12 protein-coding genes are annotated in these 13157 nt (G+C 34.7%); all 12 read left to right on the top strand.

Annotation, left to right across the window (positions count from 1 at the left end; genetic code table 11):
• Positions 1 to 3: 3 nt before the first annotated feature.
• The 12 genes from H9L42_RS14825 to neuC all read left to right on the top strand — a co-directional run bounded on the left by H9L42_RS14825 (position 4) and on the right by neuC (position 13155).
• Entirely contained in the window at positions 4 to 834 is an 831-nt protein-coding gene (locus tag H9L42_RS14825) for an aldolase/citrate lyase family protein (RefSeq protein WP_187304191.1), read from the top strand.
• A gap of 202 nt (positions 835 to 1036) precedes the next feature.
• Positions 1037 to 2050, top strand: coding sequence for a hypothetical protein (locus H9L42_RS14820; protein WP_187304190.1), 1014 nt, complete (start codon positions 1037 to 1039; stop codon positions 2048 to 2050).
• A complete protein-coding gene (gene murJ / locus H9L42_RS14815; protein ID WP_187304189.1) occupies positions 2043 to 3578 on the top strand; it encodes a murein biosynthesis integral membrane protein MurJ in 1536 nt (511 codons plus the stop codon). The genes H9L42_RS14820 and murJ overlap by 8 nt, the downstream gene beginning before the upstream one ends.
• A gap of 27 nt (positions 3579 to 3605) precedes the next feature.
• Positions 3606 to 4175, top strand: a complete 570-nt coding sequence (locus tag H9L42_RS14810) for a sugar transferase (protein WP_187304188.1) — start codon at positions 3606 to 3608, stop codon at positions 4173 to 4175.
• Between the two features lie 16 nt (positions 4176 to 4191).
• Positions 4192 to 5379, top strand: a complete 1188-nt coding sequence (locus H9L42_RS14805; protein WP_187304187.1) for a glycosyltransferase family protein — start codon at positions 4192 to 4194, stop codon at positions 5377 to 5379.
• A 71-nt stretch (positions 5380 to 5450) separates the two neighbouring features.
• Positions 5451 to 6359, top strand: coding sequence for an ATP-grasp domain-containing protein (locus tag H9L42_RS14800; RefSeq protein WP_187304186.1), 909 nt, complete (start codon positions 5451 to 5453; stop codon positions 6357 to 6359).
• A gap of 553 nt (positions 6360 to 6912) precedes the next feature.
• On the top strand, positions 6913 to 8121 hold the full coding sequence (locus H9L42_RS14795; RefSeq protein ID WP_187304185.1) for a polysaccharide biosynthesis protein: 1209 nt from the start codon (positions 6913 to 6915) through the stop codon (positions 8119 to 8121).
• A gap of 36 nt (positions 8122 to 8157) precedes the next feature.
• Positions 8158 to 9336, top strand: a complete 1179-nt coding sequence (locus tag H9L42_RS14790) for a LegC family aminotransferase (protein WP_187304184.1) — start codon at positions 8158 to 8160, stop codon at positions 9334 to 9336.
• Positions 9329 to 10408 (top strand): nucleotidyltransferase family protein, encoded by a 1080-nt coding sequence (locus tag H9L42_RS14785; protein WP_187304183.1) that lies wholly within the window; start codon positions 9329 to 9331, stop codon positions 10406 to 10408. Before H9L42_RS14790 ends, H9L42_RS14785 begins: the two co-directional genes overlap by 8 nt.
• Positions 10409 to 10410: 2 nt before the next feature.
• Positions 10411 to 10980, top strand: a complete 570-nt coding sequence (locus H9L42_RS14780) for a NeuD/PglB/VioB family sugar acetyltransferase (RefSeq protein ID WP_187304182.1) — start codon at positions 10411 to 10413, stop codon at positions 10978 to 10980.
• A 13-nt stretch (positions 10981 to 10993) separates the two neighbouring features.
• Positions 10994 to 11992 (top strand): N-acetylneuraminate synthase, encoded by a 999-nt coding sequence (gene neuB / locus H9L42_RS14775; protein ID WP_187304181.1) that lies wholly within the window; start codon positions 10994 to 10996, stop codon positions 11990 to 11992.
• Positions 11989 to 13155 carry a UDP-N-acetylglucosamine 2-epimerase gene (gene neuC, locus H9L42_RS14770; RefSeq protein ID WP_187304180.1) on the top strand — a complete coding sequence of 389 codons (1167 nt, stop codon included), beginning with the start codon at positions 11989 to 11991 and terminating at the stop codon, positions 13153 to 13155. Before neuB ends, neuC begins: the two co-directional genes overlap by 4 nt.
• Positions 13156 to 13157 lie beyond the last annotated feature (2 nt).

Genomic DNA, 13157 nt, shown 5'->3' with positions numbered 1-13157 from the left:
AAAATGTCACTGAAATTGATGTATATAACGAACAATCTTGATGTAGCGCTCATTGCACAACAATATGGTGTAGATCGAATTTGGATTGATTTAGAAACTCTGGGAAAAAAGGAAAGACAAAAAAATTTTGACTCAGTTAAGTCCAATCATAAGGTGGAGGACATTATAAAGATTAAAGGACATCTGACTACATCGGAAATGTTGGTTAGAATTAATCAATGGCATGCAGGATCTATTGAAGAGATAAATGCAGTTGTTGCGGCTGGAGCGGATCTAATTATGTTGCCATATTGGAAGACTATAGAGGAAGTCAAGGCGTTTATTCATGCCGTGGCAGGGAGGAGTAAAACAGTACTTCTTCTGGAAACAAAAGAAGCGGTTGATATTGTGGATGAAGTTTTAGATATTCCTGGAATTAGTGAAATCCATATTGGGTTAAACGATTTACATATTTCTTATGGACTCTCTTTTATGTTTGAATTGCTTACAAATGGAGTCGTTGAGATGCTTTGCAAAAAATTTTCTTCTAAAGGCTTACCATATGGATTCGGAGGTATTGCTAGAATTGGAACGGGTGCAGTACCTGCGGAGTATATTGTCCAAGAGCATTATCGACTGGGATCTACACGTGCGATTCTTTCGAGGACATTTTGTAATAGTAATGATCTGAATGATTTGAACTTAGTTGACGATGTCTTTCGAACAAATATGGAGGTTCTCCGTAATTATGAAAAAGAGGTAGAACGTTATTCTAAAAAACAACTTGATAATAACAAAAAGAAAGTTACGAATATGGTACAAAAGATTGTTTTACAAATTGAAGGGGAAGGATAATTTGAATTGTGGTGGCAGTAAGAAATTTAAATGATGGAGAATTTGCAGATAGCTAATGATAAATTTTAAAATACATGTATCAAATAGAATAATAATAATCTGTATCGGATGGAGTTTACTATGTATTGCCTGTTTTATTAGCAGTTGTGGTTTTTTTTCTCTTTCAATAGGGATGATACTTATTTTTTGGGGAAAGAATGACGTGGTTAATAAAGTCTGCTCATGTATAGTGCAAGGAGTCATAGTCTGTGGAGTTTACTTAAAAATTTTTGTGTACGATTTTATTCCACAGGCCTATGTGCTATTGAAAGTGAATGAAAATGTACTGTTTTGGATAGATACAGGACACATACATGCAATAAGGCTCTTAATAGCATATCCATCATATCTTATGTCACAATTTTTTGATATAGAATTAAATTTAGCGTTTAGCTATTATTGTACAATAGTGTTTGCGTTATTATACTATTTTTTGACATTAATTTTGAAAATATACAAAGTAAGAAGTGGCGTAAGCAATTGTATCGTATTTATATTTATTGTGATTTTATGTACGGTAATGAATGGACGAGTTAGTTTTGCATTCTTAGGTTTTGCAGTTCTTACATATGAAATGACAGTATTTTACCTTATAGACAAACCTGGTAGATGGTTTGAGCGATATGCAAAACTGCTAGGAGGTGTTCTTCTATGTACTGTGAGTAGTGGGATAATGGTTGAGTCTATAGGATTTATTGTAACAATATATGTAATGAGAACTATGAAGTATAGATCTTGGGGAAAAGTACGTTGGGGAATAATTAGATTATTGATTATATGTATAATTTTTTCTCGATTCATATACAATGGTATAGCATATGTGATATTTATGATAAATAAAAATATCACATATTTTGATGGAAAGTTATTAAACCTGCTGCAGCATGGTCTGGGAAAAATTTTTGGAGTAATGTCAGGGCCTTTTGCGCTATTAATGTGTATGATTGGAATAATTGTGCTCAGCATAAACATTATGATGATTATAAAAATATACAGAACTCAATGTAGTACGCTCACATTGATATTGGGAAGTAATTTGTCTTTTTATGGATTGTTTGTAGGAATTTCAACCGGATCTATAATTCTAATACCATTATTACTACTCCTGTTGATCAGGATAAATAAAATTCTTACAGTAAGACGCAATAATAATTTAAGAAGGTCTATAAATGTCTGAAAAAAAAAGCATTTTAAACTCTGTTAAGATTGTGATCTTAACATTACTGATAGTAAAGTTAATAGGTTTCGTTAAGCAGGCTGTGATTGCAGCTTATTTTGGAACATCTGGTGAAATAGATAAATTTTTGCTAGTATCTGAAACTATGGAACATTTAGGTGCGGCAGTTTACTCAGCCATTGCTATAACATTTTTAACGATATATACAGAAACGCTGTTTAAAGAGGGAAGAATTGAAAGCAATCGCTTTATTTCGAATACATTTTGGTTAATATTCCCAATAATAGTAATATTAACAATGGTATTTATATTTTTTTCGGATCAGATAGCATATATTATTGCACCAGGCTATAATTCTGAAGACAGTGAGATTGTTTCAAAGTATATCAAACTCTTTAGCCTTACTCTAATAAATATGTTTATATATTATGTATGCAATGCTGTACTTGAGGCTGAAAAAATGTTTTTCCCTGGAAAATTTGTAGGAGTCATACGAAGTTTTTGCACCATAATTGCAATTGTTACACTTTCGAAAACATTAGGAATTGATGCTATGATGATAGGGATTATAGCATATTACATATTGGAGAGCATTTTCATTTTGACATGTATAGTTAAAAAAACTAGATTTCATCCGAATAGACCCACACAGGATAAGAGAGTCAAATATCTACTAAAAATAAGTGCTCCACTGCTTGTGAGCAATGGAATTTTACAGATCCAAGGAATTGTAGATAAAGCAGTTGCATCAACTTTGCCAGTAGGGGGAGTTTCCACGTTGTCATATAGTGGATATCTATTTAATACTACCCATAGCATTTTAATAGGTGGTTTATGTACTGTAATTTTTTCGTACTTTACATCCTATGTTACAGAAAAACGAGAAGAGTTATTGATAAAAACAATATACAAATATATTAGACTTTCAACGTTAGTTCTTACATTAATCACAATTCTCTTTGTTGGATATTCATCGGATATTGTAAAAATTGTTTATGAAAGAGGTGCCTTTAATGCGAATGCAACTCAGAATGTTTCATTAGCATTTTGTGCATATAGTATAGGTCTTGTTTTTTTAGGAATTAGAGACATCATAATACGGGTACATTATGCATACAAGAATAATAAGCAGGCAATGATAAATGGAATTATTGGGGTTATTATAAATTCAATAGGAAGTATCCTATTGTCACGGTTTTGGGGAGTCATAGGGATAGCATTAGGAACAACCATTTCTTATGTTTTTATAGCTATAATATCATGCAGAACAATCAAAACAAATATAGGTGAATTTAGAATCACAAAATTATGGGGATTTTTTGTGAAGGTAGTAATGGTTAGTATATTAGTAATCATAGTCGTGCTTTTGAATAACAGACTTATCAACTTGAATATAACAGTTGTAAATCTAATTATAAAAGTGGTTATAACCACTTTTATATATTTTTTCTCTTTGATCTTATTGAGGATCGAAGAGACATCTAAAATAAAAATGTTATTTGGGAATAAGATAGGTATAAAATTTTAGAAGCATAAATAAAACGGAGAATAAGGTATGCTATATTCGAAATATTTTAAAAGATTGTTGGATTTTATTTTTGCACTTTTATTTTTTATTCTGTTTTGGTGGATATTGCTTCTTATTTCTGGAGCAATTTTAATTTTCGACGGATTTCCTATATTATTTATACAGAGCAGGGTAGGCCAGTATGGAAGGCCGTTTAAAATATATAAGTTTAGAACAATGGTCAAAGATGCTGAAAGAATAGGACCAAAATCAACTAGTGCGGGAGACGCTCGCATCACGCCTATAGGAAAATTTTTGAGAAAAACAAGCTTAGATGAGCTTATGCAGATTTTTAATATTTTAAAAGGAGATATGAGTTTTGTTGGCTTTCGACCGGGCGTTTTTGAAAATTATAAAGAATCAGATTATAAATCAGGAATATTTAATGTGAAACCTGGAATTAGTGGGTATGCGCAGGTGTATGGAAGAAGCGGTTTGACATTAGCGCAGAAAAGAGAGTGGGAGAAACAATATGTCCAGGATATTTCTTTTATGACGGATATGAAAATTTTAGCTAGAACTATTTCTATAGCTTTGATAGGGAGAGGAGCATATTGAGACAAGATAGACGATTATGAAAAAGAAAAGGATTTTTATGGTGTCCTATGGAGGAGGGCATGTTAACATTATAAAGAGTATTTATCATGAACTACGAAAAGAAAGAAACGTTGATCTTATATATCTGGCATTAACATCTGCACCGCTTCAGTTACAAGGAACAGATATAAACTATATTACAGCTAGTGATATTCTTGAGTGGTTACCTTACAGAGATGAAGTGGAAAAATTGGGGAAGTTATATGGGGCACCATTCCATAACTATCAGTTAGGTGTATCCTTAGAGGATACTGTAGCTTACTATGGAATAGGAATATACGATCTCATTCAGAAGTATGGAACAACAATAGCAAAGAAACGCTTTGAAGAAGATGGGCGAAAGGCATTTCTTCCTATTGGAACAATGGAAAACATTTTACAATGTATTAATCCTGACTGTTGCGTTATTACAGCAAGTCCACGAATGGAGATGGCAACGGGAATAGCTGCTGACAAATTGAATATACCAGTTGTAAGGGTTAATGACCTTCCGATATGTAACGAGCTAGAGCATGATTGTATTCTTTGCGTAATGAATGAATGGGCAAAAACATATGCAATCCAGAAAGCAGGAGTTCCCGAAAAAAAAATTCGTGTAACAGGGCAGCCAATTTTTGAGGAAAATGAAAAAATAAACAATAACTGGATAACTGAATTTAAGGAGTCTGCAGTAAAATATAATTATACTGTTGTTTTTTTTGCCGAAAATGGGAAGAACCAAACTGAGGAAATTGATGCAATATATGAAATTGCAGAACAAATGAAAAATGTTTTATTTATTATAAAACTACATCCTAACCAGCAAATGGAATCTTTTCAAAAATCTAATCAAAAGAATGTATGGGTAAAAAAAGAGCCTGCAAAAAACTATTTGCAAGTGGCACATTTAGTAATTACTACATTTTCGACAACTGGAATGGAAGCTGCAATCAAAGGAATTCCTTTGATTGAAATCAAATTTAAACGAGAAAGATATCCTATTGAGTATATAGAAATGGGAATTGCATGTTTGGCAGAAAACAAATCACAGTTATTTAATGAAATTCGGTTGTTGCTTGATAAGTCAAGTGATGAATATAAAGAGTTAATGTTCAGCAGTAAAGCATTTGATTTCGTTTCAAATGCAAGTGCAAATATTTGTTCGGTAATTAAAGAACAATGTTAGAGCTCGAAAAGTATTAGCTGTTCTTTAATATAGATTGTTGATTAAGTACAAGAAGTCAAGGAGAAACAGTAATGATTGGATTAATAGCAGGAAGCAGTGGGGATTCATTGGTAGATGAATTGCACAAAAGAGATTACTCTGTAGCGATTGTTTGTGGCAAAAAGAATGAACCCGGATTTAGTGAAGCTGATTGCAGTTTGGCTATAGATCTGTCAAGGCACGAGGAAATATATAATTTTTTTGACTTGCATTCAGTTAGTAAGGTAATTTTTGGAACAGGACATACAATTGCATTTACATTAGCTGAATATTTGCTTGCTAAGGGAATTTCTCTTAATATTGATCCAGTGAAATGCAATATGGCAAAAGATAAATATAAGTTTAAAAGACAACTGGAAGCGTTGGGAATTAATACACCAAAAACACTTTGGGCGAATGATATTAGTAAATTTAAAGATATTAAAGAGCTATCTTTCCCGTATGTATTCAAATCCACTTCTGATAAATTCCAACCTTGCAAAATTAATAATATGAATGAATTAGAATTAGTAAATAGGGAGGTTTTAAGGGCGGATTCTAAAGTATTAGTAGAGGAATATATTGATGGGAACGATTGTACAGTAGCTGTTGTAAACGATGGAAATATAATTAAAAGCTTGGGGGTAACATATTATAGCAAAGCCAAAGAGTATAAATTAAGGGGATTCAATAATGCTTATTCAAAAAAAATGACGTGTGAAAAAGAAAGAGAAATTTGTCGAATAGCTGAAGAAATTGTTCGAAAACTGCATTTCTTTGGGCTTGTAAGAATAGATTTTATAGTTTCTGAGGAGATATATGTTTTGGAATTAAATTCAGTTATAGTTACGGGATATACAGGAAGTGCATATCCTTTTTTTAAAAAACAGGGAATTAATATAGCGTCAGTTTTAATCGACAATGCCTTGACGGTATTGAAAGCCAGAAAAACTGGACTTTAATGTAATAGTGTACGCTTTTCCTTATCAGATGCATAGGAGACTTAATGTAGTATATTCAGAAAAAAGAATTCAGATATTTATTCGGCACAACAATGAATTCTGATAATAAAACATTTATTATGTTGAATAAAGCCTAGAGCGTTGATAATGTCAATCTCTATCTGTATAGCCTTGAGTTAGGTCTACAATTGTACTGGAACAGGAGCAGATGTGGGAAGTTCTTTTGGCAATGTATTAGATTTAATTATTATACATCAATATAGTCAGCACCTCCCTGGAGGTGTTTTTGCTACTTATAAATGCTAAAAATGCGGTACATATTTATAAAAGATTATAATCGCAGATTTGAATGAAATAGGCACTCAGGAGAATATACAGATACATCCAGCAAAAAATATTTCATATTAGAAGGTAGAGATAATAAACACTATTTCGAGTAGCACGCTACAGAAAAAATGGACAGCGACCGTCATATATGAATTAAACCTGAACAACAATATTAGGAAAGGAAATATGGTGTTTCCACTTTTATCAACATCATACAAGGGAGACTATGTTTAAATTAGATCAATTTATTTCAAAGCATATTACTAAACGTTCTGAAAGCATGTTTTCTATAGACATAGATAATAATTGCAGTCATTTATCACAAAAAATAAAAGACAGAACGGTCCTTGTAATTGGCGGTGCAGGAAGTATCGGCAGTTCCTTTATCAAGGCAATTCTTCCATTTCAGCCTGCATCTCTTGTTGTTGTTGATACCAATGAGAATGCACTGGCTGAATTGACGCGTGATCTTCGCTCAACAAAGGATATGTACATGCCAGATGATTATATTACGTATCCGATGGATTTTATATCGCCTGTATTTGAAAAGATGTTTAGAAAGCGTGATGGATTCAATATTGTAGGGAATTTTTCTGCGCATAAGCATGTCAGATCTGAAAAGGATATTTACTCTGTAGAAGCGCTTCTTCAGAATAATGTCCTCCATGCGAAGATACTGCTAGATTTACTTGCAGAATACCCACCTGAAGAGTATTTCTGCGTTTCGACCGATAAAGCAGCGAATCCTGTCAATATTATGGGCGCCAGCAAGAGAATTATGGAAGATGTTATTTTTTCATATTCGGATAAGTTCCCTGTAAAAACGGCGAGATTTGCGAATGTTGCATTTTCAAATGGATCCTTACCAGCTGGATTTCTTGCAAGATTACAGAAATTTCAACCTTTATCGGCGCCTTCGGATGTAAGGAGGTATTTTGTTTCCCCTGAAGAGAGCGGACAGATTTGTATGTTGGCGTGTATACTCGGAAATAATAGAGAGATCTTTTTCCCAAGATTTGAAGAAGAGCAGATGATGACATTTGATAAAATCGCGACAGCTCTTTTACATGAACATGGATATGAAGTGCTTCAGTGTGATAGTGATATGGAGGCAATTGATAAAGCGCAAGAACTTAGAAATGGAAGCCACCAATATCCAGTTCATTTTTCCAAATCTGATACATCAGGTGAAAAAGCTTATGAAGAGTTTTGTACAGAGTCTGAAATAGTAGATTTGAATCGTTTGAAAACTTTAGGCATTATAATAAATAAGCCTATTCCAGATAAAGAGAGAGTTAAAGTTCTTCTTGAAGAATTAAGTATAGCATTTAATGAAAAAGAAACTACGAAAGAAGAGATCATTTCTATCATGAAAAATTATCTTTCTAATTTTGAACATATTGAGACTGGGAAATCTTTGGAAAATAAGATGTAAGTAATATAAGGGGAATAGTAAGTGAAGAGGAACCAAATGAGCAAATTTATCCCATTGTCAATTCCTAATTTTGAGGGGAATGAAAAAAAATATGTAGATGAGGCTTTAGAGCAAGGATGGGTATCTACCGGTGGTACATACATTACAAAGCTAGAAGAAGAAATGGCGAAATTCCTTCATACAGATAATGTTGCTGCTTGCCAGAGTGGTACTTCAGCATTACATCTGTCGTTGATTGAGGCTGGTGTAAAGCCTGGCGATGCTGTTATTGTGCCATCTCTTACTTTTATTGCTGCTGTTAATCCAGTAAAGTATCAGTTTGCTACACCGATTTTTATGGATTGTGATGACAGTTTCTGCATGGATCCTGTGAAATTTCGAGATTTTTGTAATGAGAAATGTGAATTTAATGAGCACACTCTGAAGTATAGAGGCAAGGTTGTGAAAGCGGTCATTGTAGTCCATGTGTTTGGTAACATGGCCGATATGGTTTCAATAATGGAAACTGCCAAGAAGTATAATCTTAAGGTGATCGAGGATGCTACAGAAGCTCTAGGTACATTTTACACGGAAGGTATACTGACTGGAAAATATGCTGGAACGATTGGGGATTTTGGTGCTTATTCATTCAACGGCAACAAAATTATTACAACAGGTGGCGGTGGTGCAATTACAGCTAATAGAATAGAAGTAGTTGATCACCTTCGTTATCTTTCCACCCAGGCAAAAAGTGATCCACACCATTATATCCATGACGAAGTTGGATATAACTATAGAATGACAAATCTTCAAGCTGCTCTGGGTGTTGCTCAGATGGAAAAATTGCCCGAGTTTATAAGAAGAAAACAAGAGAACTATGATTATTACTGTAAGCTTTTTGAAGGATTTGAACTTGGTAAATTGAGTAGATTTCGTGAAGGAATATCTTCAAATAAGTGGTTCTATTCCCTGGAAATTGATAAGGGTAAGATATCAGCATCAATGCGTAGAATAGTCACTGAACTTGAGGAGAGAGGAGTACAGACGAGAGCTATCTGGGGCCTTATAAACGAACAGGAGCCCTATCGAGAAGAAGATGCATATAAATTGCAAAAGGCACCTTATTATGCTGATAGAATTCTTAACTTACCATCTAGTACTCAGATTACAAGGGAAGAAATAAAGTATGTAGTTGAACAGATAAAGGATGTATTAGGAGGCCTTGCCATTGACTAAGGAGCAATTATCTAAGTATATTGGTACAGAAACCTTGTCTATTGTTGATGCGATGGAACGTATTGATGCAAATGCAAAAGGGATCCTTATTATTACTGATGAGCAAGGGCTACTAAAAGGTACTCTTACTGATGGTGATGTTCGCAGATGGATTCTGAAAGCTGGCGAATTGAATGCTTCAGTAGAATCGGCCATGACACCGCATCCTAGATATCTATTCGTGGAGGAAAGAGATAGGGCGCAATCGTTTATGCAGCAGGAGTTTATCGCGGCATTGCCCATTATAGATCGAAGTATGAAAGTTGTTGATATCATCCTTCTTTCAGAAATAGAGAATCTTAAGTTGGAGAAGCCTGCTAAAAAAGATCTGTCTAGTGTTCCGGTTGTTATTATGGCTGGGGGAAAAGGAAGCAGGCTTTATCCATATACTAAAATATTGCCAAAGCCATTGATACCGATCGGTGATACACCAATTGTTGAAAGAATTATTGGTTGCTTTGTTGAATATGGAATCAATCATTTTTATATGACTGTAAATTATAAAAAGGGTATGATTCGTTCCTATTTTTCAGAGCTCACTCCCTCATATGAGATAGAATATGTTGAAGAAGATAAACCTCTAGGCACAGGTGGCAGCATTAAGCTAATAGATAAAGAATTTGATAGGCCGCTATTTATTACGAATTGTGATGCATTAATTCTTACGGATTATGGTGATCTATATGATTATCATATCAAATCTAGAAATGCAATCACAATGGTATCAGCCTTAAAGAATATTATCGTTCCATATGGGGTTTTACATTCTGGTGATAATGGAGAACTTCTCAGTATGGAGGAAAAGCCGAAGCTTTCCTATTTTATCAATACCGGAATGTATGTGATAAATCCGGATATCATTGAGTTGATTCCAGCTGATAGGATGTTTCATATGACACATCTTATAGAAGCAGTGATGAAGCAAGGGGGAAAAGTTGGAATGTATCCGGTTAGTGAAGATTCCTTTTTGGATATGGGCGAATTTGATGAGATGAAGCGGATGGAGGAGAAATTAGATATAGTTTCAAAGTAGGTATGGAAGATATTATTTTGGTTGGATATGGTGGGCACGCGAAGAGTGTTGCTGATTGCATAGAAAGACAAGGTAAATATAGTATTATTGGTTATACTGATGTAGAAGAAGTTTCTTCAAGGTATCGGTATTTAGGCACAGATAATGTGCTTACACAATATTACAAGGATGGAGTGAAAAATGTTGCAGTGTGTGTTGGATATCTCGGAAAAGGGGATGCCCGCCAACGAATTTATAATTCATTGAAGAACATCGGCTTCGAGTTTCCGCCTGTCATTGACCCATCAGCCACGGTTTCCGATAATGCGAAAATCGGAGAAGGAAGCTTCATTGGAAAAGGCGCAGTTATAAATGCGGAAGCCCGAATTGGGAAAATGGTTATTATCAATACCATGGCTTTAGTAGAACATGAATGTCTGGTTGAGGATTTTTCCCACGTTGCTGTAGCAGCAATTTTGTGTGGTCGGGTAACTGTGGGAGAGGCCGCATTTATTGGTGCAAATGCTACAGTAATTCAGTACAGGGAAATAAAGCCAGGTCAAGTAGTTCCGGCAGGAGTTACAGTTAGATAGTTTGGGGGATCATATGAGACATGTATGTATTATTGCTGAGGCTGGAGTGAATCATAATGGCAGTTTTGAATTAGCGCAGAAAATGGTTGATGTAGCAAAAGATGCAGGTGCGGATTATGTGAAGTTCCAAACGTTTAAGCCTAAAGAACTTGTTTCAAAGTTTGCTGAGAAAGCAGAGTATCAGAAAAAAACAACCGATGCAGAAGAGTCTCAATTAGAAATGCTGAGAAAGTTAACTCTTACAAACGATAATTTTATTGCATTGAAGGAGTATTGCTCTAAAGTGGGAATTGGATTTCTCTCAACCCCTTTTGACCTGGATAGCATTTCATTTCTCGAAACTTTCAATATGGATTTTTGGAAAGTACCATCTGGCGAAGTTACGAATCTTCCTTATTTAGAGGCCATTGCCAAGACAGGACGTAAGATTGTTATGTCTACGGGCATGTGCAGTATTCAGGAAATAAAGTCTGCTGTTACAGTGTTAGAAAAATTCAGTGTTCCAGAAATTATTTTGCTTCATTGTAATACACAGTATCCTACACCATATGAGCATGTAAATCTTAGTGCTATGAATACGATTAAGGAGGCTACTGGAAAAGCAGTAGGCTATTCCGATCATACGCAAGGGCTTGAAGTGCCCGTTGCAGCAGTTGCTATGGGCGCAACTGTAATAGAGAAGCATTTTACACTCGATAAATCTATGGATGGACCAGATCACAAAGCGAGTATTAATCCAGCCGAGTTAAAACGATTGGTTATCTCCATAAGAAATATTGAAAAGGCAATTGGTACTGGAAAAAAAGAATTATCTCCCTCAGAGATAGAAAATAAAGTGATTGCCAGAAAGAGTATTGTGGCAAGTAGGGAGATTAAAAAAGGGGAAATTCTCACTGATAAGAATATGACAACTAAGCGTCCAGGAAACGGAATATCGCCAATGCAGTGGCATATGGTTTTGGGAACGAGTGCAATCCGTAATTTCTCAGAAGATGAGTTGATAGAAATATGAAAAAAATAGCCATTATCACATCCACGCGAGCTGAATTTGGCCTTCTAACGCCAGTTATTAAGTCACTAAGAAAATGTGAGAACTCGGGATTTAACGTTGAGCTAATAGTCACCGGGACACATTTATCCATGGAGTTCGGTTATACAATTGATGAAATCAGGAGGAGTGGACTACGAATCGATGAGCAGATAGTAATTCCTGTAGATTCTAAAGATGCTATGGATATTTCTACTAACCAAGCTGTTACATTAAGAAAATTCACATCTTTGTTTGATAAAAAACATTATTCCGGTATTGTTATTCTTGGTGATCGCTATGAGATGCTTGCAATTGCAATAGCTGCAGGTAATACGCATACACCTATATTTCATTTGTGTGGTGGCGATACGACGGAAGGGGCCATTGATGAGTGGATTAGGCACTCTATTACAAAGATGAGTTATCTTCATTTTCCGACAAATGTGAAGAGCTATAAGAGGATTCTTCAATTAGGTGAAAGTCCGAAGCGAGTGTTCAATTATGGTTCAACAAGTATAGATAATATTTTGAGTCTTGCCAATATACCAAGAGAGGAAATTCTTGGGAGTATTGGCTTACAGGATTGTAAATACGCAATCTGTACGTATCATCCTGTTACAATGGAAAGTGGAAGAATTTATGAGCAAATATCCAATTTTTTGAGAGCAGTAGAAGCGTATCCTAATATTGAATTTATCGTTACGAAGTCTAATTCCGATCAAGGTGGGGCATATATTAATCAGTTGATTGGTAATGCAGAATATAGAATTCAGAATTTGCACGTTTTTTCATCATTGGGGGTTGTGAGATACCTTTCTCTTGTGAAGTATGCGGAATTTGTAATAGGCAATTCTTCTAGTGGAATTATTGAAGCACCAGTACTTAAAGTTCCGACTGTGAATATTGGTGACAGACAAAAAGGAAGATTGCAATCGGAAAGCATTGTGAATTGTGAGTCAGATACAAAAAGTATTGTTAATGCTATTAAGAACGTAATGGATGCAGATTTTAAAATAAAATGTAAAATGGTCGTTAGCCCATATGGAGATGGACATGCGGCAGAGAAGATTGCTGAAAAAATACATGAAGTCGTATATAGTGACTGTATAGATTTAAAGAAAAAGTTTTTTGATATAGAGGTATGATT

Origin of the sequence: Zhenpiania hominis (assembly GCF_014333425.1) — a bacterium.
GTDB lineage: Bacteria > Bacillota > Clostridia > Peptostreptococcales > Anaerovoracaceae > Hominibacterium > Hominibacterium hominis.
This window is presented reverse-complemented; position numbering and strand designations above follow the sequence as displayed.

Coding starts and splice junctions, on each gene's coding strand:
- H9L42_RS14825 (WP_187304191.1), top strand. CDS start 4: ATGTCACTGAAATTGATGTATATAACGAACAATCTTGATGTAGCGCTC.
- murJ (WP_187304189.1), top strand. CDS start 2,043: ATGTCTGAAAAAAAAAGCATTTTAAACTCTGTTAAGATTGTGATCTTA.
- H9L42_RS14810 (WP_187304188.1), top strand. CDS start 3,606: ATGCTATATTCGAAATATTTTAAAAGATTGTTGGATTTTATTTTTGCA.
- H9L42_RS14805 (WP_187304187.1), top strand. CDS start 4,192: ATGAAAAAGAAAAGGATTTTTATGGTGTCCTATGGAGGAGGGCATGTT.
- H9L42_RS14800 (WP_187304186.1), top strand. CDS start 5,451: ATGATTGGATTAATAGCAGGAAGCAGTGGGGATTCATTGGTAGATGAA.
- H9L42_RS14795 (WP_187304185.1), top strand. CDS start 6,913: ATGTTTAAATTAGATCAATTTATTTCAAAGCATATTACTAAACGTTCT.
- H9L42_RS14790 (WP_187304184.1), top strand. CDS start 8,158: ATGAGCAAATTTATCCCATTGTCAATTCCTAATTTTGAGGGGAATGAA.
- H9L42_RS14780 (WP_187304182.1), top strand. CDS start 10,411: ATGGAAGATATTATTTTGGTTGGATATGGTGGGCACGCGAAGAGTGTT.
- neuB (WP_187304181.1), top strand. CDS start 10,994: ATGAGACATGTATGTATTATTGCTGAGGCTGGAGTGAATCATAATGGC.
- neuC (WP_187304180.1), top strand. CDS start 11,989: ATGAAAAAAATAGCCATTATCACATCCACGCGAGCTGAATTTGGCCTT.